This window comes from Achromobacter sp. SIMBA_011 (assembly GCF_046535435.1).
GTDB lineage: Bacteria > Pseudomonadota > Gammaproteobacteria > Burkholderiales > Burkholderiaceae_B > Achromobacter > Achromobacter dolens.
Genome location: NZ_JAWRWN010000003.1, coordinates 521340 through 542623 on the forward strand (window position 1 = coordinate 521340; position 21284 = coordinate 542623).

Below are 21284 nucleotides of genomic sequence, written 5' to 3' on the forward strand. Positions count from 1 at the left end.
CGAATCGTCGCCAATACGCCGTGACATCGCCGCCCTGCCCTGGAGCCGTTCCATGACGCCATCCGCCCCTGTCACCGGCATCGACCACCTCGGCGATGTGATCGCCTTCATCCGCGTCGCCGACGCGCAGAGCTTCACGCTGGCCTCGGAACGCCTGGGGCTGTCGCGCTCGGCCATCGGCAAATGCATCGCGCGGCTCGAACAGGGCCTGGGCGCACGACTGCTGCATCGCAGTACCCGCAGCGTCAGCCTCAGCGACGAAGGCCGGCTGTTCTACGAACACGCGCAGCGCATCGTGGCCGAGGTCGACAACGCCACCGGCGCCATGGCCAGCCGCCAGGAAACGCCGCGCGGCCGCTTGCGCATCGACCTGCCGGTGGCCCTGGGCCGGTTGCACATCCTGCCGCTGGTGGCCGACTACTTGCGGCAATGGCCCGAGGTCGAGGCCGACATCAGCTTCACCGACGACTACACCGACCTGGTGCGCGACGGCATCGACGTCGCCATCCGCATCGGCGGCGAGGTCGACAGCCGGCTGGTGCGTCGCGTGCTGGCGCCGCACCGGCTCATCACCTGCGCCGCCCCGGACTACCTGGCGCGCCACGGCGCGCCGGCCTCGCCCGACGACCTGGCGCGCCACCAGACCCTGGCCTTCACCCACATGGGCGCGCCAGTCCCGTGGCGCTACGCCGGCTCTGGCCAGGAACGCGCTGTCGCAGTCGCCGGCCGCCTGCGGCTGGGCAACACCGAGGCATTGCGCGATGCCGCATTGGCAGGCGCGGGCATCGTCCAGCTTGGCGCCTTCCTGGTGGGCGACGACCTGCGGCAAGGCCGCCTGGTGGCCGTGCTGGAGTCCCACGCGCCACCGGGCGCGCCCGTCTGCGCCGTGTATCCGCACCGGCGCCACCTGGCGCCCAAGGTGCGGTTGCTGATCGACGGCATGGTGGCGCGCTGGCAACACGGCGCGCCCTGGCCGGCGTGAGCGCCGCGCGTGCCGGCATGGCAATTGGGCTTCGGGAACAAACGTCCGGATGCGCACGGCGCCGCCCGCATTTGCATCAGCGATACCGATCATCTATATCCACTAAACTGATGCAAAACCTCTGGCGGGTGGTCCTGTCTAGAGTGCTGTCCGGTCTCCGCGGGACAGCGCTCCGGCGCAAGGGCGCCCGCCATCCGCGGCCCAGCCCGCGGTGCCTTGCCCTTGCCACCCGGAGTTTTTCTTGAGCGACATCTACCACTTCAGCCGCGGCACCGCCCCGCTGCTGATCTCCATTCCCCACCTGGGCAGCCAGCTTCCCGACGCCCAGCGCGCCCGCATGACCGCCGCCGGCCAACAGTCCGGCGACACCGACTGGCATCTGGACACGCTGTACCAGTTCGCCGACGCGCTGGGCGCGTCCGTGCTCGGCGCCCGCTATTCGCGGTACGTGATCGACCTGAATCGCTCGCCCGACGACGAAAGCCTGTACCCCGGCCAGACCAAGACCGGCCTGTGCCCGACCCATACCTTCCGCGGCGAGCCGCTGTACCTGAACGACACCAGCCTGACCGACGACGAGCGCGAGCACCGCCTGCAGACCTACTGGCAGCCCTATCACGCCAAGCTGCGCGAAGAGCTCGACCGTATCCGCGCCGAACACGGCACGGTGCTGCTGTGGGAAGCCCATTCCATCGCCAGCGTGCTGCCGCGCCTGTTCGAGGGCAAGCTGCCCGACCTGAACCTCGGCACCGCGGACGGCGCCAGTTGCGCCCCCGACATCCTCGAGGCCATCGCCGAGCGCCTGCCGGACTGCGGCTACACCTCGGCCGTCAACGGCCGTTTCAAGGGCGGCTACATCACCCGCCACTATGGCTCGCCGGCCGAGGACATCCACGCGGTGCAACTGGAAATGTGCCAGTCGACCTACATGGACGAGTCCTACCCCTATGGCTACCGGGCCAACGCCGCCGCCAAGGTCATCCCGGTCGTGGAAGGCATGGTGCGCGCCGCGCTGGCGCAGACGCTGGCGCGCAAGCGCTGACCCGCCACCGGACCGCGCCGATGCAGCGCCTGCCGTACCGCGACGCCGACCCCTACCCGGAGTGGAGCCTGCTGCTGACCTGGGTGGCGGTGGTGCAGGCGGCGTCGGTATCGGGCGCGGCGCAGTTGCTGGGCTTGTCGCAGGCCGCGGTATCGCAGCGCATCAAGCAGCTTGAGGCCGCGCTGTCCACCGACCTGCTCGACCGCAGCACGCGCCCGGCCCGCCCCACGCCGGCGGGCGACCTGCTGTTCGACCACGCGTCGCGACTGCTGGCGCAGGCCGGCGACATGACTGAAAGCGTGCGCAACCTGAGCCGCGCGCGCCGCAACATCGTGCGCGTCGGCTGCGTCGACTCGTTCGCGGGCACGCTCGGCCCCACCCTGATCCACGGGCTGTCCGGCACGTCGCGCCAGATCCGGCTCTGGTCGGGCATCACACCGGTACTGGACAAGCAACTGGAAGAACGCCTGCTGGACCTGGTCATCAGCACCAGCGCCGCCGCCGAGCCAACCGCCATCCGCAAGCTCGGGCTGTTCAGCGAGCCCTATCTGCTGGTGCTGCCGCGCGCCCTGCCGTGGGAGGGCGCGCCGTCGCTGGCGCAACTGGGACGCCGCAGCCAGTTCATCCGCTACAGCGCGCGCTCGCACATCGGCGCGGCCATCGACCGCCTGCTGGAAGCGCGCGGCATCGTCATTGAACGCACGTTCGAATTCGACAATACCGATCCCCTGCTCAGCCTGGTCACCGCCGGCCTGGGCTTTGCCATCAGCACGCCGCTGTGCATCTGGCAATCACGCCATTTCATCGACCAGCTACGGGTGCTGCCGCTGGCGCCCTGGCTGGACAAGGCCCGCGCCGACGACCCCGACCTGGCGCGCGCCTTCTATCTGGCGGCGCGGCCGCAAGAGGCAGGCAAGCTGCCGGCAGAGGCCCGCAACGTGATCCTGGTGGCGGTCGAGCGCCTGATGCAGCACGACATCGCGCCGGCGCTCGGCCTGCCGCCGGCCTCGCTGTGGCGCAGCCTGCGGCGCTGACCTGTCCGGACCGCCACGCCGCTCACGACACCGCGCCCCGGCCGTACCTGCCGGTCAGCAACGCCCCGCGCGCGAACCGCGCCAGCGCGTAGGGCGCCAGCGGCACATCCGTCGCCAGTCCCAGGGCTTCCTGCGCCAGCACCCGGCCGACCGCGGGCGACAGCTTGAAGCCGTGGCCGGAAAACCCGAATCCCGCCACCAGCCCCTCCACGCCGTCGATGCGGCCCAGCACCGGGTTCCAGTCCGGCGTCACGTCGTACACGCCGGTCCAGGACGATGCCAGGCCGGCCTCGGCATACGCCGGAAAGCGCGCCGCCACCTGCTCGCCAACCGCCGCCACGTAATCCAGCGGGATGTCGCCCTGCTCGGTCTGGCCGGACGCCAGCGTTTCACCGGCCGTGCCCTCGCTGACCAGCATCTGGCTGCCGCCATAGCTGCGGCAGTACAGCATGCCGGGCGAAGCCAGGTCCTTGTAGACCGGCATGGAATAGGCATAGGGCGCCGCCGCGCATTCCAGCGCCAGCACCGCGTGGCGCTCGGGCGCTAGCGGCAGCGCCAGGCCGGTCCACGCCGCCAGCTCGGCGCTCCAGATGTTCTGGGTGCTGACGACCACGCCGCAGGCGTAGTCGCCCTCGGATGTCGCCACGCCGGTCACGCGCCCGCCTTGCCACGACAGGCCATGCACGGCGACGTTCTCGCGGATCGTGACGCCACGCCGGCGCGCCGCCCGGGCGAAGCTGGTGGCGACCAGATAGGCGTCGGCGAAGCCGGCGTCGGGCTCGAAGCCGATCAACGCGGCGTCGCGGAAATCGGCGATCGGAAGCAGATCGCGCGCCTGCGCCGCGTCCAGCCGCTGCACCGGAATGCCCTGCGCCTGCTGCTGCGCCAGCGCCTCGGCCAGCGGCGCGCGCTTGTCGTCGTCGGCCGCCGCGATCAGGTAGCCGCAGCGCACCAGGCCGCTGGCCGCGTCTTCGTCGCCGACATAGGCGGCGAAATCGGTGAAGGCGCCCCACGAGCGCCGCGCCAGCTCGACGTTTTCGCGCACCGAATAATGGGTGCGCAGGATGCCCGATGACTGCGCCGTGGTGCCGGCGCCGACGGTGGCGCGGTCCAGCACCAACACGCTGTTCGCGCCCAGGGCCGCCAGGTGGAAGGCGACCGAACTGCCGACCACGCCCGCGCCGATCACAATCACGTCATAACGCTTCATGCCCACGCTCCCCAGGGAAGAATGGCGGCAGTGTGACGCCGGCGGCGGCCGGCGGCCTCTACATCAGCGCGACAAATATTGAATAAAAGCGCGGCTTCATGCGCGCTCCGTCTTCTGCGACAGCCGCCAGCGCATCAGGTCGTCCGCGCCGGGGCCGGCTTCCACCCGCAGGTCCTGGTGGCGCACGCGCGCGCCGGAGCCTTCCTCGACCAGCCCCAGTTCGACGCGGCGGCCGGTCTGCGCGTTCATGAAGCGCAGCGGCGATCCGCCGTCAGACCGCCATTGGTCGCCGACCTGGGCCAGCGCCTGCAGCACCAGCGCGATGTCGCGGCCCTTGGCGGTGGGCAGGTATTCATGGCGGTCGGGACCGCTCTGGTACAGGCGGCGCTCGATCAGCCCGTTCTGTTCCAACTGCCTGAGCCGGTCGGCCAGCGTCGCGTTGGCGATGCCGGTCGAACGGCGCAGGTCGTCGTAGCGCCGCAGGCCGAGCACCAGATCGCGCAGGATCAGCATGGCCCAGCGGTCGCCGACGGCATCGAGCACCGTGGCGATGGAGCAGACCATTCCTTCAAAACTCTTGGAGCGCATGGATTCCCTTTGCCGTGCCGCCGGAGCGCGGCCATCGCAGTATCGCAGCCGCGCGGACAACGCTCAAGCGTCCCTGCCGCGGCCTTTGCTTTACAACTTCAATAATTGAAGTCAATAATTATACCTACTGCTCGACACAGCCCTTTTCCCCTGCCGCCCTTGCCGGACGGCCTTTGCCCCTTCCCCGAAAGGAACCCCCGCCATGCCGCTCTGGAACATCTATCACCCGCAGGACGCCTTCTCCGACGAAGACAAGCAGGCCATCGCCGAGCGCATCACTGCGCTCTACACCGACCTGCCGAAGTTCTACGTCGGGCTGGTGTTCCATCCCGTGCCCAGGTCCTCGTTCTTCATCGGCGGCGAACGCGCCGACGACTTCGTGCGCATCTCGGTCGACCATATCGCCCGCCAGATCCACGAGGACGAGACCCGGCGCCGGTTCCTGGCTGCGGTCGGCCGGCTGCTGGCCCCGTATGTCGCGGACCGCGGGCTGCGCTGGGAAATCCATATCGATGAAACGCCGTTCGGCCTGTGGACCATCCAGGACATGCGTCCGCCCGTGCCCGGCACGCCGCAAAGCGAGCAATGGCGCGCCGACAACCGGCCGACCGCGCCAGCCTGACGGCGCCGCTCCCGGCGTGACCGCAGCAGCCTGCCGCGCTCGGATGCCTTGCGGTTCCGCCGCTGCGGCGCGTCGGCGCGGCCGCGCTAGCGCGCGGCGATGACTGGGTCACGCCACGCCACCGTGGCCCCGCGCCCTTCCTCTGCCAGGAATTCCACCAACGCCGGCAACGAGGCGTCCATCGGCCGATTGGCGTGGATGCGCATCACGTAGCCCCACGAGCCCGGCATGCGCAGGCCCGGCGTCAGCGCCACCAGCCGGCCGCTGGCCAGTTCCTCGTCGATCAGCGGCGCGCGTCCCAGCGCGATCCCGACGCCGGCCGCGGCCGCCGCCACCACCGTGCTCAGGCCGCTCAGCACCAGCGGATCCTGGCCGGCGCTTTCCGCCAGGCCCAGGCGTGGGCGCCAGGTGCGCCAGTCGGTCTCCGGGCTGTCGATGTGCTTTTCCTCGAGCCAGCGATGACGCGTGAAGACGGCGGGATCGTCGCGCTCGTCAGGCGCGACCAGCGCCGGGCTGCACACCGGCACCACGGTTTCCGTCATCAGCGGAATGTCGCCGGGCGCGGCCAGGTGCGGCCCCAGGGCGCGCACGTGCAGGAACGCCAGGTCGATGTCCTGAGCCTTCCAGGCCGGGTCCTGGCTGGCGTGCAGGAACACCTGGATGTCGATGTCGGGGTGCAATTCGATGAAGCGGCCGATACGCGGCGCCAGCCACAGCGCCGCCAGCGACGGATTGGCCGACACGTTCAGGTTGTAGCGCCGTTTGCCGCGCGCGCTGGCCCGGGCATTGCGGCAGGCGGTCTCCAGCAGGGTCAAGGCCTGTTGTACCGAAGCCAGCAACGCGGCGCCGGCCTCGGTGGTTTCCGCGCGGCGCACCGTGCCGCCCCGGCGCAACAGGCTCACGCCCAGGTCGGCCTCCAGCGCGCGCAACTGGTGGCTGACGGCGCTCTTGGTGACATTGAGCTCGGCCGCGGCGCGGCTGAGGCTGCCCAGGCGGGCGACGGCCTCGAAGGCGCGCAGCGCCGCCAGCGGCGGCATATGGGTGGGCAGGGTCGACATGGGTTGAGTTTATCTCAACCCATGATTGAATAACTATCGCTATCGCCAGCGCGCCGGATGCGTGACCATGCAGGCTCTGGAGGGAGCATTGATATGTATTTCGATTCGAGGCTTTGGCAACTGACCGCGGGGCTGCGCGCCGGCATGGCGGGCGGCATTTTCCTCGGCCTGCTGGCATTGGCGGCGGGCATCGCCCGCTATGTGTTCCTGGGCCAGTTGCTGGCAAGGGTGTTCGACGGCGCGCCCTGGCAGGACTGGCTCGCGCCGGCCCTGTGCGCCGGCGCCATGGTGCTGCTGCGCGCCCTGCTCGACCACCTGCGCACGGTGCAGGCCAACCGCTGCTCGGCCCAGGTACAGCAGACGCTGCGCGCGCGGCTCTACGACCGCATCGTGGCATTGGGGCCGGCCTGGTTCGCCAACCAGCGCACCGGCGGCGTGATGCTGACGGTGGTGGACGGCGTGGAGCAACTGCAGACCTTCTTCGGCCAGTACCTGCCGCAGGTCGCCATCGCCGCGGCCGCGCCGTTCGCCATCTTCGCCGTCATCGCCTTCTGGGACGTGCCGACCGCGCTGGTGTTCCTGGTGGCGGCGCTGTTCGCGCTGTTCGGGCCGATGGCCGTGCACATGCTCGACCGCCGCGCCAGCCTGGCGCGCACGCGCTCGCTGAACGAGTTCGGCGAGGAATTCCTGGACGCCGTCCAGGGCCTGCCGACGCTCAAGTCGTACGGCCAGGGCAAGACCTTTGGCCAGCGCCTGGCCGCGCGCGCCCGCGCCCTGTCGGACAACACCTTCTGGGTGCTGTCGGTGAGCCTGCTGACACGCGGCATCAGCGACCTGGGCGTGGCGCTGGGCGCCGCGCTGGCGCTGACGGTCGGCGCCTGGCGCGTGGCCGCTGGCGACATGAGCGTGGAAGCGCTGTTGATCGTGCTGATGGCCGGCACCGAGATCTTCCGGCCGCTGCGCGACCTGCGCTCGGTGCTGCACCGGGGCATGCTGGGCCAGTCGGCCGCCGCCAGCATCCACGCGCTGATGGACGCGCAGCCGCTGACCGCCGCCCCCGCCGTGCAGGCGGGCGCCGCCCCCGCGCGGCTCGATCCCACCATCGAATTCGACGCGGTGGCGTTCTCGTATTCGCCGCAACGCCCGGCGCACCAGGGCCTGTCGTTCCGCGTCGCCGCCGGCGAACGCGTCGGCATCGTCGGCCCCAGCGGCGCCGGCAAGTCCACCATCGTGCGCCTGCTGCTGCGCGAATGCGTGCCGCAGGCCGGCGCCATCCGCGTCGGCGGCCACGACGTCAACCAGCTCGACACGCAGACGCTGCTGGGCCAGATGGCGCTGGTCAGCCAGGACATCACGCTGTTCCACGGCACCATCGACGAGAACCTGCGACTGGGCCGGCCCGACGCCAGCCACGAACAGGTACGCGCCGCCGCCCGCGCCGCCAATATCGACGACTTCATCATGGCGCTGCCGCAGGGCTATGCCACCCGCATCGGCGAACGCGGCCTGCAACTGTCGGGTGGCCAGCGCCAGCGCGTGGCGATCGCCCGCGCGCTGCTGCGCGACGCGCCCATCCTGATCCTGGACGAGGCGCTGTCGTCGGTCGACACCGAGAACGAAGCGCTGATCCAGCAGGCGCTGGACCGCCTCATGGCCGGCCGCACCACGCTGATCCTGGCGCACCGCCTGGCCAGCGTGATCGGCGCCGACCGCTGCCTGGTGCTGGACCAGGGCCGCGTGGTCGAGCAAGGCCCGCATGATGCGCTGATGCGCCAGCATGGCCTGTACTACCGCCTGATGCACGAACAGGCCCTGGCCTTGAGCGCGCCGAGCGCGCCGCTCGTCGCCACGGCGCGCGACACCACGCCCGCCGCGCACGCCACTGACGATGAATCCGGCGGCCAGGGCCCGGCGCTGCGCCCGCTGGACGCCGACGCCGAACAGGTCGGCTGGCGCGCCACGCTGGCCACGCTGCTGTCGGTGGTGCAACCGTGGCGCGGCACCCTGATCGCCACCATCCTGCTGGGCGTGGCGCGCGTGGCCGCCTTCATCGGCGTCGGCGTGCTGAGCGCGCTGGTGGTGGCCGCCATCCGCGACGGCCGCGACACGTCGGCGCTGATCATCGGCCTGCTGATCGCCGCGCCGCTGGCCGCGCTGTTCCACTGGCTCGAATCGTGGCTGGCGCACGCCATGGCCTACCAGTTGCTGGCGGACATGCGCGTCAAGCTCTACGACAAGCTGGAGCGGCTGGCGCCCGCCTATCTGCTGCAACGCCGCTCGGGCGACCTGGTGGCGCTGGCGACGCAGGACGTGGAGATGGTCGAGTACTTCTACGCCCACACCATCGCCCCGGCCATCGTCTCGGTGCTGGTGCCGCTGTCCGTGCTGGGCTTCCTGGCGTTCTACAGTTGGCCGGTGGCGCTGGCGCTGCTGCCGTTCCTGGCCTATGCGCTGGTGTCGCCGGTGCGCGGCCGCCGCAAGGTCGACGCGCTGGGCGACCGCGCCCGCCACGCCCTGGGCGAGATGAGCGCGCACACCACCGACACCATCCAGGGCCTGGCCGACCTGACCGCCTTCCAGGCCACCGGCCGCCGCCGCGAGGAATTCCTCAGGGTCGCCGACCAGTACCGCGTGCGCCGCCTGGACATCCTGCGCGACCTGTCGCGCCAGACCGCCTGGTTCGAGACCGCCATGGGCCTGGGCGGGTTGGCGGTGGCCGTGGTCGGCGCGCTGCAGGTGTCGGCCGGCGCCCTCTCGGCAAGCATGCTGCCGCTGCTGGTGCTGATCGCGCTGGCGACCTTCCTGCCGGTGTCGGAGATCTCGCAGGTCAGCCGCCAACTGGCCGACACCATCGCCGCCACCCGCCGCCTGCACGTGGTCAACAACGAACCCGAGCCGGTCACCGACGGCCCGCTGCCGCCGCCGGCGGCGCCGCACGGCCTGTCGCTGGCGTTCGACCACGTGTATTTCACCTATCCCGGCAAAAGCCAGGACACGCTGCGCGACCTGAGCTTCACCGTGCCGGCCGGCGCCACCGTGGCCGTGGTCGGCGCCTCGGGCGCGGGCAAGAGCACCGTGGCCAGCCTGCTGCTGCGCTTCTGGGATCCGCGCCAGGGCGCGGTCAAGCTCGACGGCGTGGACGTGCGCCAACTGCGGCTGGACGGCCTGCGCGAACGCGTCGCGCTGGTGACGCAGGACACCTACCTGTTCAACGACACGCTCGAAGGCAACATCCGCCTGGCGCGCCCCGACGCCAGCCCCGAGGAACTGACGCGGGCACTGGAACAGGCCGCGCTCGGCGATTTCGTGCGCAGCCTGCCCGAAGGCCTGGCCACGCGCGTCGGCGAGCGCGGCATGCAGCTGTCGGGCGGCCAGCGCCAGCGCATCTCGATCGCGCGCGCCTTCCTGAAGAACGCGCCGGTGCTGATCCTGGACGAAGCCACCTCGCACCTGGACACCCTGTCGGAGATGCAGGTGCGCGGCGCGCTGGACGTGCTGATGCGGCACCGGACCACGCTGGTGATCGCGCACCGCCTGGCCACCATCCGCGACGCCGACCTGATCCTGGTGCTGGACAACGGCACCCTGGCCGAGGCCGGCACCCATGACCAACTGCTGCGCAAGCAAGGCGCCTACGCCCGGCTTGCCAGCCACCAGGGCGCGCGCGACCTTACCGCCGGTAGCGCAACGTCTCTTCCGACGTAGCGTTGCGCCGCACCTCGTCCGCCGTGAACCACACCCGCTTGCTGCCGAAGGTGTTGTACAGGTCGAACTGGTCGCGGGTATGCGGCGACGGGGTCCCATCCGGGGCGACGAAGCCGCTCTGCCCCGGCGCCACCACGTCCACCGCCCGCACCGATTTGCCGTCGAACACCGTCATGTTGTTCTCGGTGCCGCGGTTCTGCGTGGCCGGGTAGCTCAGCACCGCCTTGGCGTCGGCCTGCGGCACGCCCAGGAAGTTCTTGGGCGCGAACACCATCGGCGGCGCCGGGATCTTCCACGCGGCCGGATCCTGCCCATAGGCCTGGCGCAACGCCGCCAGCGCATCGTCCAGCGCCGCCAGGATGACGTCGTCGGCGCGCGCGCCGTTGAAGAAGTCATAGCGCTGCGGCACCCCGGCCTCGGGGCCGGCCAGGGCGTTGAACAGCACCTTGACGCCGGCGGTCAGGTTGAGCGAACCGGTGGCCGGCGCCTGCGGCGTCGGGTAGCCGGTGGCGCTGTACCACTTGAAGAAGTCGGCCGGCATCTCGTCGGCCAGCGTGCGCTTGAGCATGGCGCGCAGCCAGGCGTCCATCACCGCCGGACCGGCGTTGTCGAAGTAGCCCGGCTGGCGCTCGCTGGTCGCCATGCCGTCCCACGCCGCCAGCCCCGCCACCAGCCGCGCGCGCGGATCGTCGGCCGGCAGCCCTTGCACCGCGCGCTGCAGGAACGGCAGGAAGTGGCGGCGGTTGACGTCGGCGTAGCTGGTGGTGCGGATCAGGTCCCACATCTGCTGCGCGCTGACCTTGCCGCCGTTGGCGGTCATGGCCTTCAGGCGCGTCTCGATCTCGGCGTAGCGGTCGGCCTGGCCCCAGACGATGGCGAACAGGTCGGTGGACGGGTAACCGCGCATCGGCTGGTTGTTCCAGTTGGCGATGAAGCCCTGGCGCGGGTTGTAGACCTGCGGATTGGTCGAGAACGGCAGCAGGCCCTGCCAGTCCATCTCGCCCGTGCCCGGCACCGGCAGGCGCGGGTCATGGCCCGGGCGGCGCCTTGGATAGAAGCCGGTATGGGCGTAGCCGATGTTGCCGCGGTCGTCGGCGTAGTACCAGTTGATGGTCAACGCGTGGCGCGCCGCCTGCGCCTTCCATTGTTCCCAGTTGGCCGACTGCGTCTTGCGGGTCCAGGCCATCAGCGACTGCAATTCGAAGCCTTCCCAGGCGCGCGCCTTGGCGTAGGCCACGTGCTGCGCGTCGTCGAACTTGACGATCAGGCCGTGCACGCTGCGGTACACGTCCAGCGTCACCGGCGCCGCGTCCTTCACCAGGATCAGGTCGGTGCGTTTTTCCAGCGTCTTCCATTGACCGTCGTGGAAATAACGGGTGCGGTCGGCCGGATCGAGCTTTTCCGCGAAGATGTCGACGTCATCGCCGAAACCGGCGGTCGAGCCCCAGGCCACGTGCGCGTTGTGGCCGAACAGAATGCCGGGATAGGCGAACGGCGTGTTGCCGACCACGTCGAAGCCGGCGCCGTGCAGGCCGATGCCGTAGGTGTAGGCCGGGTTCCACCAGCCGAACTGCGGACCGTTCAGCAGGATCGAACGGGCGTCCTTGGCATGGTCGCGGCCCACGATCCACATGTTGCTGGTGGTGGGAAAGCCGGCGATGCCCGGCTGGCCCGATTGCGCGTACTGCTCGGCCAGTTGCGCCCGCAGTGTCGCCGGCGCGCCATCGACCACGCCGCGCGTGGCCGGATCGCGCACCACGCGTTCGAGCATCGGCGGCGTGCCGTCGTAGCGCGGCAGCGCGTAGGCCAGCCTGTCCGCGCCGTCCGGCTGGAACACGGCCGGCTGGTAGCTGCCCGCTTCGGGCGGCACCGTGGTCGGCGCGCGGCTGTCGGTCAGCCAGCGCAGTTGGTTGAAGATGCGCATGGCCTCGGCGTCGCCGTGCCTGTCCTTGAGCGCCGTCAGCAGCGCCAGGTTGTCGATCTCGCTGTTGGCGTCCGAGAAGCGGTTGGCCATGGTGCCGATGAAGATCATCGCCACGTCGTAGGCGGTCCAGTCGGCCGGCGCGAAGCCCAGGTCGTTGAACTCCTTGGGCATCAACGTGCCGGGCTCGGCCCGCACCCGCGCCAGCCAGGCGTTCATGCCGGCCGCGTAGCCGTCCAGCACCTGGCGGTCCGAGGCCGGCAGCGCCGCCAATTGGCGCTGGATGCGCTCGGGCGAGAAATTGGCGCGGATCGACTTGTCGAACCCCACCATCGACGCGCCCAGCACCTCGGCCACCCGGCCCTGGGTGCTGCGGCGCGCCATCTCCATCTGGAACAGCCTGTCCTGCGCCACCGCGTAGCCGTAGCCATAGAAGATGCCGTACACCGTGTCCGCATAGACGTGCGGCATGCCATAGGCGTCACGCCGGATCGTGACCTTGCCATCGGCGCCCTGCGGCGGCGCCGCGACGGCCTCGGCGGCCTGTCCGGCGGCCGTCGCCACGGGTTGCGCCACGGCCTGCGCCGCCATCGCGGGCAGGCACGAACTGGCCGCCAACAGGGCGGCCGACAACACATGCTGCTTCATTGAATCTGTCTCCGTATCGAATGGGACCGCGCCGCGAGCCTGCCGCGGGCGATGGCGGCGCCTCTGCCGGGCGCCGTCCGCGGACCATCATACGGAGGCCCAATCTATAATTCCAATGCATTTGATTCATATGATTCATGCGGTTGGCACATGGACTTCCAGAAACTCAAGCACCTGCTCGCCGTGGTCGAACACGGCACCTTTTCGCGCGCCGCCGACAAGGTCAACCTGTCGCAACCCGCGCTCAGCCGCAGCATCCAGGCGCTGGAGGCCGAGCTTGGCCTGCCGCTGCTGGACCGCGGCACCCGCCAGGTGCGCCTCACGCCTTACGGCGCCTGCGTCGCGGAACGCGCCCGCCGCATGCGCTACGAAGAAGCCGAGCTGCGGCGCGAGCTCAAGACACTGGCCGGCGGCGAATCGGGCACCCTGTCTATCGGACTCAGTCCCACCCCCGCCTCGCTGTTGCTGACGCCGTTCCTGGCGCACATGGCCGCTCGCCATCCGCAGGTGCGCGTGGCGGCCGAACTCGGCACCACCGCCACCCTGCTCGATCTGCTGCGCGCCGAACGCATCGACGCCATGGTCTGCGACGCCCGCATGCTGTACGGCGCCGCCGACATCGAGACCCGGCCGCTCGCGCCCCTGCGCGCCGGCATGGTCTGTCGCAAGGATCACCCCATCCTGGCCCACCGCCGCCCCACCATCGATCACATCCGCCAGTACCCCGTCGCCTCCAGCACCCTCAGCCCCGAGGTCGCCCTGCGCCTGGCCGAAACCCTCGGCCCCGCCGGCGCCCCCGAGCAGATGGTCAGCGTGCGCTGCGAAAGCCTGGCCCCCCTGGTCCACCTGGCCCTCGCCACCGACACCCTGCTGCTGGGCGTCATCTGCGTCACCCGCCAGGAGCAGCAGGCCGGCGACCTGGTCGAAGTTCCTCTTCCTGCCGACCCCCAGCGCCAGGGCCACTACGTTCTCGCCCGCCTCGCCGGCCGCAGCCCGCTGAAGGCCCAGGACGCGCTCTACAGCTACACACAGCAGTGCTGGGCGGATTTCGCCAGCGTCCGCCCCAAACAGCCGGCACTGGCGAAAACGGAAACAGCGGCCAGGGGCGCAAGGCCCTAGCGCAGGCGTGCGAGCCCGTCCGGTAGCCGGGCGGCAATGCCGGCGAACGAAGCAGTCTTTGTAGCGATCTCTACATCATTGCAGAGATCGCGATCTGGCCATATTCTGCCGCCATGAACGCGCCGCACACCCCTGCCTGGCTTCTCCTCATTGTCAGCCTGCCGACCGACAGCGCCACCGCGCGCATGCGGATCTGGCGAGCCGTCAAAGCCCTGGGCTGCGCCGCGTTGCGGGATGGGGCCTACCTGTTGCCCGCCCATGCCGAGCAGGCCTTCCAGCTTTCCGACCTGGCAGCCGAGGCCCGAGATGAAGGCGGGCAAGCCTGGCTTCTGAAGGTCCAGCCAAAAGATGCCGAGGAATCCGAGGCGTTCGTCTCACGTTTTGACCGAACCCAGGACTACGAAAGCTGGCTGGCCGAACTGTCGGAAGGCCGCACCACCTTGCCTGCCCTGCAGCCCGCCGAATTGAATCGGCTGGCGCGCCGGCACGAGCGCAGTTTCCAGGCGCTGCGGCGGATGGATTTCTTCCCCAACGAAGCCTCCCTGCGCGCCCAAGCGCAATGGCGTGACTTCGCCCACGCCATCGAGTCCCTCCTGTCGCCCAGCGAACCTCGCGCCGTCGATGCAAGCATTGCGCGCCGCGATCCGACCCGCTACCAAGGGCGTCTATGGGCGACCCGGCGTCATCTCTGGGTCGACCGTGTCGCGTCCGCGTGGCTGATCCAGCGGTTCATCGATCCGGCCGCTCGCTTCCTCTGGCTGGAAACGCCCTCCGATTGCCCGCCCGACGCGCTGGGCTTCGATTTCGATGGGGCGACATTCACCCACGTGGGCGAGCGGGTCTCCTTTGAGGTCCTGCTCGCCAGTTTTGGGCTGGACGGGAATCGCGGCCTGGCGCGCCTGGGCGCACTGGTGCACGCCCTGGACGTCGGCGGCACGCCGGTGCCGGAAGCGGCCGGGTTCGAAGCCATGCTGGCCGGCGCCCGCAAGCGCATTCAGGATGACGATGATGCCCTGCTGGCCGAAATCGGCGCGGTGCTGGACTCCCTCTATACCCACTTCGCCACCGGCCACAAGACCTAGCGCGACCGATCGGCGCGGTGGGCTATCTGCCGGAAACCGCCATGAACCGCCTGGCCGATATCCCATAGTCAACGACCCACCGAAGAAACCGGGCAACGAACAGAACAAGCAGGTGAAAAGATGAAAGCCAAAACGGCCGAGCCGCTCGACGCAGGCGATTCCACAAAACCACGGGTTCCGGCGCACGAGCGTCACGGCGTGTCTTTCCGCGAGGCGTTCCGGGTCTGGTGCCGCGTCGCAGCCCTGAGCTTTGGCGGCCCTGCCGGACAGATCGCGGTGATGCACCGGATTCTCGTCGAGGAAAAGCGCTGGATCAGCGAAACGCGATTCCTGCACGCCCTGAACTACTGCACGCTGCTTCCCGGCCCCGAAGCGCACAAGCTGGCGGTATACATCGGCTGGCTGCTGCACCGCACCCGCGGTGGGTTGGTCGCCGGCATTCTGTTCATCTTTCCGGGCCTGATCGCCCTGGGCGTCCTGAGCTGGATCTATGCGAGCTACGGCGATGTGGGCGTGGTACAGGCGCTGTTCTTCGGCTTGAAGGCGGCCGTGCTGGCGGTGGTGCTGGAAGCCGTCCAGCGGGTGGGGCGTCGAGCCCTCAAGACGCGGACGATGGTGGGCGTCGCGGGGCTCTCGTTCATTGCCATTTTCTTCCTGGCCGCGCCCTTCCCCCTCATCATTGCCGCCGCCGCGGCGACAGGCCTGGCCGGCAACGCGCTTGGATGGCAGGGCATCAAGGCGGGGGCTGGCCACGGCGCCGCCGCGAAGGACGAAGGACAGACGGCCGCCATCGACGCCGCCTTCGCCATCGAAGTTCCGGAACACGTAAAACCTTCTCTCCCCCGGGCCGTCAAGATCCTCGCCATCAACCTGGTCGCCTGGCTGGCTCCGTTGGCCGTCCTGGTGACGATGCTGGGAACCGACAACGTCTATACGCGAATCGCCGAGTTCTTCAGCAAGATGGCGGTGGTCACGTTCGGCGGCGCCTATGCGATTCTCTCCTACGTGGCGCAACAGGCGGTCGAGCACTATCACTGGCTCGCGCCTGGGGAAATGCTGGCCGGCCTGGGCATGGCCGAAACCACGCCCGGCCCGCTGATCAGCGTGGTGCAGTTCGTGGGCTTCATGGCCGCCTACCGCCAGCCCGGCGCCCTCGATCCGGCCCTCGCGGGCACGCTGGGCGGGGTGCTCGCCAAATGGACGACGTTTGCCCCCTCCTTCCTGCTGGTCTTCGTTGGCGCCCCGTACATGGAGTCGCTGCGCAACAACAAGGCGCTGAGCGCGGCGCTCTCGACCATCACCGCCGCCGTGGTCGGCGTCATCCTGAACCTGGCGATCTGGTTCGCCCTGCACACCTTGTTCGGGCAGGTCGAGGTCAGGCACGCGCATGGCTTCACGCTGCAGATTCCCGTTCTGGCAAGCCTGGACCCAGGGTCCTTGCTGCTGGCCGCCGTCGCCATGTTCATGCTCTTTCGGCTCAAGGTCGGAATGATGACCACGCTGGGCATTTGTTGTGCGGCGGGCATCGCCTTCCATCTGCTGGGATGGTCGGCGTAGCCGTTTCTCCTGCGTCGAGAAGAGGCACAGGCGAGCGCACATCACCCGTCCGGCAGCCACTCCTCCAACGTCACCTCGAACGTCATACAGACAGGGTTCGCCCCAGGGACGAACACCCCGCCGTGCACCCGCCCCGCCGGGTCCGCCACCACCCCCGACAGCGAGGCCACCACCGACCCGTCCGCCTGCGCGCGCACCTCTCCCGCCAGGCTCACGATCTCCACCGCCGGCCCCTCAAGCTGCCGCACCTCCCCGCCCCGCGCATACAGGCAGGCATCCACCAGGCTCCCAAGCGCGCCGCGCACGAAGGCGTTGCGAAACCCCTCCGCCAGGCACAGCTTCTCGACCCCCTGCACCAGATCCTCGTTGGGCCCGATGCGCGCATACGCCACCCGCCCCATGCTTCCGCTTTCGACCTCGGCCGGCATCATCGTCAGATCTCCCGCGGCTGCAATAGCCGCAAATTGGTTTCCGCGTCATAAGTGGCACGCAGTTCGAAGCCCTCCAGCGCCGTCACCAGCACCGTCACCGGCCCCGCGCCCACGATCGATGTCTGCGGAATCAGGTGGCCGCCCAGCAGCGCCCCGCCCTGATCGCAGAACGCAGCGTGACAGTGCACCAGCGGCTCGCCGTTGTCGCCCTTGCCCAGCGTGGCGTTGCCGAAGATCAGCGTGGCCGCGCCCGCCGCGATCGGCGCGGTGTACGCCACCACCCGCAGATGCGCCGGGTCCGGCGGCGCGGTGCAGTAGTCGAGATGGCTGAATTCGCCGCTCAGCAGCGTCATCGAGGCGTTCTCCACGCCCAGCGGCGCCAGGCCATTGACCAGCGCCTCGAACAGGCTGGCGCCGGGCTGCAGCGCCAGCCGGACATGGCGGCCGCGCCGCGCGCAGCGGCTGTGTATCCGTACCGGGTTGAAGGCTCCCGGGTGTATCAGCGTCCTGGGGCGGGGCAATACTGGTGATCCCCGCAACGAACGATCCACGGTGGTGGTTCGCATGATGTGCACTCCGTGCGCTTGTGGCGCAAGATGGGAATGAAAGCTGAAAACGCGGGCGTCAATGCACCGCCGGCAGCATGCCCGCCGCGGTGAAGCCGCCGTCCACACAAATCACCTGCCCCGTCACGTAGCTGGACAGCGAATCGTCGAGCAGCCAGCCGATGGTGCCGTTCAGTTCCTCCGGCGCGGCGTAGCGATGCTGCGGCACCACCTGGCGCCAGGCCGCGCGCGCCTCGTCGGTATGCATCTGCCCCACCAGCGGCGTCTCGATCGGCCCCGGCGCCACCGCGTTCACGCGGATACCGTACGCGGCCAGTTCCACCGCCATCACCCGCGTCAGCGTCACCACGCCTCCCTTGGAAGCCCCGTACGCCGCGCGGCCCGCGTTGCCGCGGATACCCGACACGGACGCGATGTTGACGATCGAGCCGCGGCCGCGTTCGCGCATGCGCCGGGCCGCCTCGCGCGCCACCACGAACGAGCCCACCAGGTTAACTTCCAGGATCCGCCGCAGCAACGCCGTGTCCGTCTCCAGGAACGGCACATCGCGGCCGATGCCGGCCGAGTTGACCAGCCCGGCGATCGGACCGAAATCGACTTCCAGTCGCGTCATGACCTCGGTCACCTGCGCCTCGTCGGATACGTCCAGCCGCACGCAACCCAGGCGTTCCGCGGGCGCCAGGCCCCGCACCTCGTCCAGCCGTTCCTGCGACACGTCCGCCACCAGCACCCGGCGTCCCGCGCCCAGCAGGCCCCGCGCGACGGCCAGGCCGATGCCCGACGCGCCCCCCGTGACCAGCACCGCTTCCTGCGCTCCATCCATGATTCGGTCTCCTCGTTGTGTGCTCGCGATGTGTTCGCGATGTCCGCACCCTCTTGCGCGGCCGCCGCGCGGCGGCCCCGTTTCCTAGGCGGGCGCCAGGCAGCCCCGCTCGCGCAGGGCCTCGCGCACCAGCTTCTTGGTGATCTTGCCGTAGCCCGACCGCGGCAGCGCATCCCAGAAGAACACCTGGCGCGGCAGCTTGTAGCGCGCCATGCGCGATCCGAGCCAGGCCAGCAGGGCCTCCTCTTCCAGTGTCTCGCCGGGTCGCAGCACGCACACCATCACCCCCACCTCGCCCCACACCGGGTCCGGCACCCCCAGCACCGCCGCCTCCGCGATCGCCGGATGCGCCAGCACCTTTTCCTCGACCTCGCGCGGATAGATATTGGAGCCGCCCGAGATGTACATATCGGATTCGCGGCCGGTGATGTAGAGGTAGCCCGCGTCGTCCAGGTAGCCCAGGTCGCCGGTGCGGAACCAGCCGTTGCGGAAGGCCTTGGCATTGGCGCCCGGGTTGTCGTAATAGCCGGCGAACACCGCCGGCCCGCAGACGCAGATCTCGCCCGTCCGGCCCGCCGGCAACGGATTGCCGGCCTCGTCCTGGATGCTGACCTGCATGCCGATGCGCTCGTAGCCGCAGGTGCCCACGCGCGCCTCGGGGCCGTCGCCGTCATGGTGCTGTTGCGGCGGCAGCACGGTGATGTTGCCCGTGACCTCGCCCAGGCCGAAGTACTGCACCAGCACCCGGCCCAGCTTGGCCAGCGCGCGTTTCTGGTCTTCGCGGTACATGGGCGCGCCGGCGTAGATCACGTAGCGCAGGCTGGAGTGGTCGAAGGCGTCCACCGCCGGGTGTTCGACCAGCAGCTTGACGATGGTCGGCACGGTGAACATGTTGGTCACCCGGTGCGCCTGCACCAGGCGCCAGGCCTCTTCCGGGTCGAAGCGCTCGCCCTCGGGCAGCACGGTGGCGGCGGCGCGCGCCACCTGGGTCAGGAAATGGATGCCCGCGCCATGCGACAACGGCGCCACCACCAGGCTGACGTCGTGCTCGGTGGTGCCCGGCATCAGATCGCACAGGTGGTTGGTCAGCACGAAGGCCATCTGCCCATGCGTCAGCACCGCCGCCTTCGGATGGCCGGTGGTGCCGGAGGTAAAGAAGAACCAGCAGGGATCGTCATAGTCCACGTCGGCGCAGGCCGCCGGCGCCTCATCCAGATGCGCCGCGATCAGGGAAGCGGTGTCGGCCTCGCCGAACTCGCCGGGGCCCAGCCGCGCCAGCAAGGCCAGGTCGGGCATGGCCTGCGCCACGGCCGCCGCGTGCCCGGGGGACTGGCCTTCGCACAGGAAGGCCTTGACCCCGGCCGCCCGCGCCAGATAGACCGCCTCGTCCGGCGAGATGCGGCAATTGGTCGGCACCCAGACCGCGCCCAGCCGCAGCACGGCGAACAGGGTTTCGGCGAACGCGAAGCTGTTGCGCGCGTGCACCAGCACCCGGTCGCCCTTGCCCACGCCGCGCTCGGCCAGCGCCCGCGCCAGGGCGGCCGTGCGCGTGTCCAGCTCGCGCCAGTTCAGGCGGGCCTCGCCGCAGACCAGCGCTGCGCGCGTGGGGTGGCGGCGCGCCGCCTGCACCAGGAAATGCGCCAGGTTCATGGCCCGGCGCGACACCGGCGCCACCCCGCCCGGCGGCGCCAGGGCCTGCTCCAGCGGGCCGCTCATTTGACGCGCTCCAGGATGCTGACGTAATTGGCCACGGCCGCGCCGCCCATGTTGAAGACGCCGGCCAGCGTCGCGTCCGGCACCTGCATGGCGCCGGCCTCGCCGGCCAGTTGCAGACACGCCATGACGTGCAGCGACACGCCGGTGGCGCCCACCGGATGGCCCTTCGCCTTGAGCCCGCCCGACGGGTTGACCGGCAGGCGTCCGCCCTTCTGCACCCAGCCTTCCCGCAGCGCCCGCACGCCGTGGCCGCGCGGCGCCAGGCCCATGGCCTCGTACTCGATCAGTTCGGCGATGGTGAAGCAGTCATGCGTCTCCACCAGGCTCAGGTCATCCAGGGTCGCGCCGGCATCGGCCAGCGCCTCGCGCCAGGCGCGCGCCGCGCCATCGAACGCGATCGGATCGCGCCGGCTCAGCGGCAGGAAATCATTGACGTGGCGCCGGGCGCGAAAGCCGATGGCGCGGCGCAGGCCCGCCGCGGTTTCCGCGTCGGCCAGCACCAGCGCCGCCGCGCCGTCGGAAATAGGCGAGCAATCGGTACGGCGCAACGGCGCCGCCACATAAGGGTTTTTCTCGGAGACGGTATTGCAAAACTCGAAGCCCAGGTCCTTGCGGATCTGCGCGTAAGGGTTGTCCAGCGCATTGGCGTGGTTCTTGGCCGCGATGCGGGCCAGCGCCTCGCCGTGGTCGCCATGGCGCTCGAAATAGGCGGTGGCGATGCGGCTGAACACGCCGGCAAAGCCGCCCGGCAGGTTGGCCTCTTCCTTGCGGTAGCTGGCATTGAGCAGAATGTCGCCGGTGTCCTCGGTGGAACGCGCGGTCATCTTCTCGGCCCCCACCACCAGCGCCACGCGGCCGCGTCCGGCCTCGATGAAATCCATGGCCGCGTACAGCGCGGCCGAGCCGGTGGCGCAGGCATTCTCCAGCCGCGTCGCCGGCACATACGCCAGTGCCGGCTCGGCCAGCGCCACCAGCGCCGCCTGGAAATCCTGTTTCTGGAAACCGCTGTTCATGACGCCGGCATAGATGCCGTCCACCGCCTCGGGGCTGATGCCCGCGTGGTCGAGCGCGGCGCCGGATACCCGCGCCATCAGGCTTTCGGTGTCGGGGTCGTCGAGTTTGCCGAACGGGGTGTGCGACCACCCCACGATGACGGCACGCTTGCTCATTGCTGTCTCCT

General features: G+C 70.0%; 17 protein-coding genes. 8 read left to right on the forward strand and 9 right to left on the reverse strand.

All coding sequences use genetic code 11. The features are described 5' to 3' along the window. Positions 1-52 precede the first annotated feature (52 nt). The 3 genes from SB816_RS15480 to SB816_RS15490 all read left to right on the forward strand — a co-directional run bounded on the left by SB816_RS15480 (position 53) and on the right by SB816_RS15490 (position 3058). Positions 53-982: a LysR family transcriptional regulator gene (locus tag SB816_RS15480; protein WP_410547247.1), complete on the forward strand. Its 930-nt coding sequence runs from the start codon at positions 53-55 to the stop codon at positions 980-982. Between the two features lie 241 nt (positions 983-1223). Further along, positions 1224-2024: an N-formylglutamate deformylase gene (hutG, locus tag SB816_RS15485; RefSeq protein ID WP_410547248.1), complete on the forward strand. Its 801-nt coding sequence runs from the start codon at positions 1224-1226 to the stop codon at positions 2022-2024. 20 nt (positions 2025-2044) lie between these two features. Next, on the forward strand, positions 2045-3058 hold the full coding sequence (locus SB816_RS15490) for a LysR family transcriptional regulator (protein ID WP_054504083.1): 1014 nt from the start codon (positions 2045-2047) through the stop codon (positions 3056-3058). A gap of 22 nt (positions 3059-3080) precedes the next feature. Here SB816_RS15490 and SB816_RS15495 read toward each other — a convergent pair whose 3' ends face one another. Together SB816_RS15495 and SB816_RS15500 are read right to left on the reverse strand one after the other, a co-directional pair. Beyond that, positions 3081-4268: an NAD(P)/FAD-dependent oxidoreductase gene (locus tag SB816_RS15495; RefSeq protein WP_054504082.1), complete on the reverse strand. Its 1188-nt coding sequence runs from the start codon at positions 4266-4268 to the stop codon at positions 3081-3083. A 96-nt stretch (positions 4269-4364) separates the two neighbouring features. Beyond that, entirely contained in the window at positions 4365-4832 is a 468-nt protein-coding gene (locus SB816_RS15500; protein WP_410547249.1) for a winged helix-turn-helix transcriptional regulator, read from the reverse strand. A gap of 226 nt (positions 4833-5058) precedes the next feature. On the opposite strand from SB816_RS15500, the gene SB816_RS15505 reads away from it, so the two are divergent. Continuing rightward, positions 5059-5478, forward strand: coding sequence for a tautomerase family protein (locus SB816_RS15505; protein WP_116793335.1), 420 nt, complete (start codon positions 5059-5061; stop codon positions 5476-5478). An 86-nt stretch (positions 5479-5564) separates the two neighbouring features. Here the strand turns inward: SB816_RS15505 and SB816_RS15510 are convergent, their stop codons facing one another. Beyond that, positions 5565-6536 carry a LysR substrate-binding domain-containing protein gene (locus tag SB816_RS15510; RefSeq protein WP_064523640.1) on the reverse strand — a complete coding sequence of 324 codons (972 nt, stop codon included), beginning with the start codon at positions 6534-6536 and terminating at the stop codon, positions 5565-5567. A gap of 93 nt (positions 6537-6629) precedes the next feature. On the opposite strand from SB816_RS15510, the gene cydC reads away from it, so the two are divergent. Then, the gene (gene cydC / locus SB816_RS15515; RefSeq protein ID WP_175168124.1) at positions 6630-10241 is read left to right on the forward strand and encodes a thiol reductant ABC exporter subunit CydC; all 3612 of its coding nucleotides are present in this window, start codon (positions 6630-6632) and stop codon (positions 10239-10241) included. Here the strand turns inward: cydC and SB816_RS15520 are convergent. Next, positions 10207-12810: a penicillin G acylase gene (locus tag SB816_RS15520; RefSeq protein ID WP_064523634.1), complete on the reverse strand. Its 2604-nt coding sequence runs from the start codon at positions 12808-12810 to the stop codon at positions 10207-10209. The genes cydC and SB816_RS15520 overlap by 35 nt on opposite strands. Positions 12811-12960: 150 nt before the next feature. Between SB816_RS15520 and SB816_RS15525 the strand changes: the two genes are divergently transcribed. The 3 genes from SB816_RS15525 to chrA all read left to right on the forward strand — a co-directional run bounded on the left by SB816_RS15525 (position 12961) and on the right by chrA (position 16568). Further along, a complete protein-coding gene (locus SB816_RS15525) occupies positions 12961-13929 on the forward strand; it encodes a LysR family transcriptional regulator (protein ID WP_410547250.1) in 969 nt (322 codons plus the stop codon). Positions 13930-14042: 113 nt separating this feature from the next. Further along, entirely contained in the window at positions 14043-15011 is a 969-nt protein-coding gene (locus SB816_RS15530) for a chromate resistance protein ChrB domain-containing protein (protein ID WP_144655108.1), read from the forward strand. 120 nt (positions 15012-15131) lie between these two features. Next, on the forward strand, positions 15132-16568 hold the full coding sequence (gene chrA / locus SB816_RS15535) for a chromate efflux transporter (protein WP_410547251.1): 1437 nt from the start codon (positions 15132-15134) through the stop codon (positions 16566-16568). A gap of 41 nt (positions 16569-16609) precedes the next feature. Here the strand turns inward: chrA and SB816_RS15540 are convergent, their stop codons facing one another. From SB816_RS15540 to SB816_RS15560, 5 genes are all read right to left on the reverse strand, one after another. Continuing rightward, on the reverse strand, positions 16610-16999 hold the full coding sequence (locus tag SB816_RS15540; RefSeq protein ID WP_049074612.1) for a PPC domain-containing DNA-binding protein: 390 nt from the start codon (positions 16997-16999) through the stop codon (positions 16610-16612). Between the two features lie 2 nt (positions 17000-17001). Beyond that, positions 17002-17565: a PCC domain-containing protein gene (locus SB816_RS15545; protein ID WP_049054485.1), complete on the reverse strand. Its 564-nt coding sequence runs from the start codon at positions 17563-17565 to the stop codon at positions 17002-17004. A 58-nt stretch (positions 17566-17623) separates the two neighbouring features. Continuing rightward, on the reverse strand, positions 17624-18388 hold the full coding sequence (locus SB816_RS15550; protein ID WP_410547252.1) for an SDR family NAD(P)-dependent oxidoreductase: 765 nt from the start codon (positions 18386-18388) through the stop codon (positions 17624-17626). Between the two features lie 84 nt (positions 18389-18472). Next, on the reverse strand, positions 18473-20104 hold the full coding sequence (locus SB816_RS15555; RefSeq protein WP_410547253.1) for an acyl-CoA synthetase: 1632 nt from the start codon (positions 20102-20104) through the stop codon (positions 18473-18475). After that, on the reverse strand, positions 20101-21273 hold the full coding sequence (locus tag SB816_RS15560; protein ID WP_054504072.1) for an acetyl-CoA acetyltransferase: 1173 nt from the start codon (positions 21271-21273) through the stop codon (positions 20101-20103). Before SB816_RS15560 ends, SB816_RS15555 begins: the two co-directional genes overlap by 4 nt. Between the last annotated feature and the right edge of the window lie 11 nt (positions 21274-21284).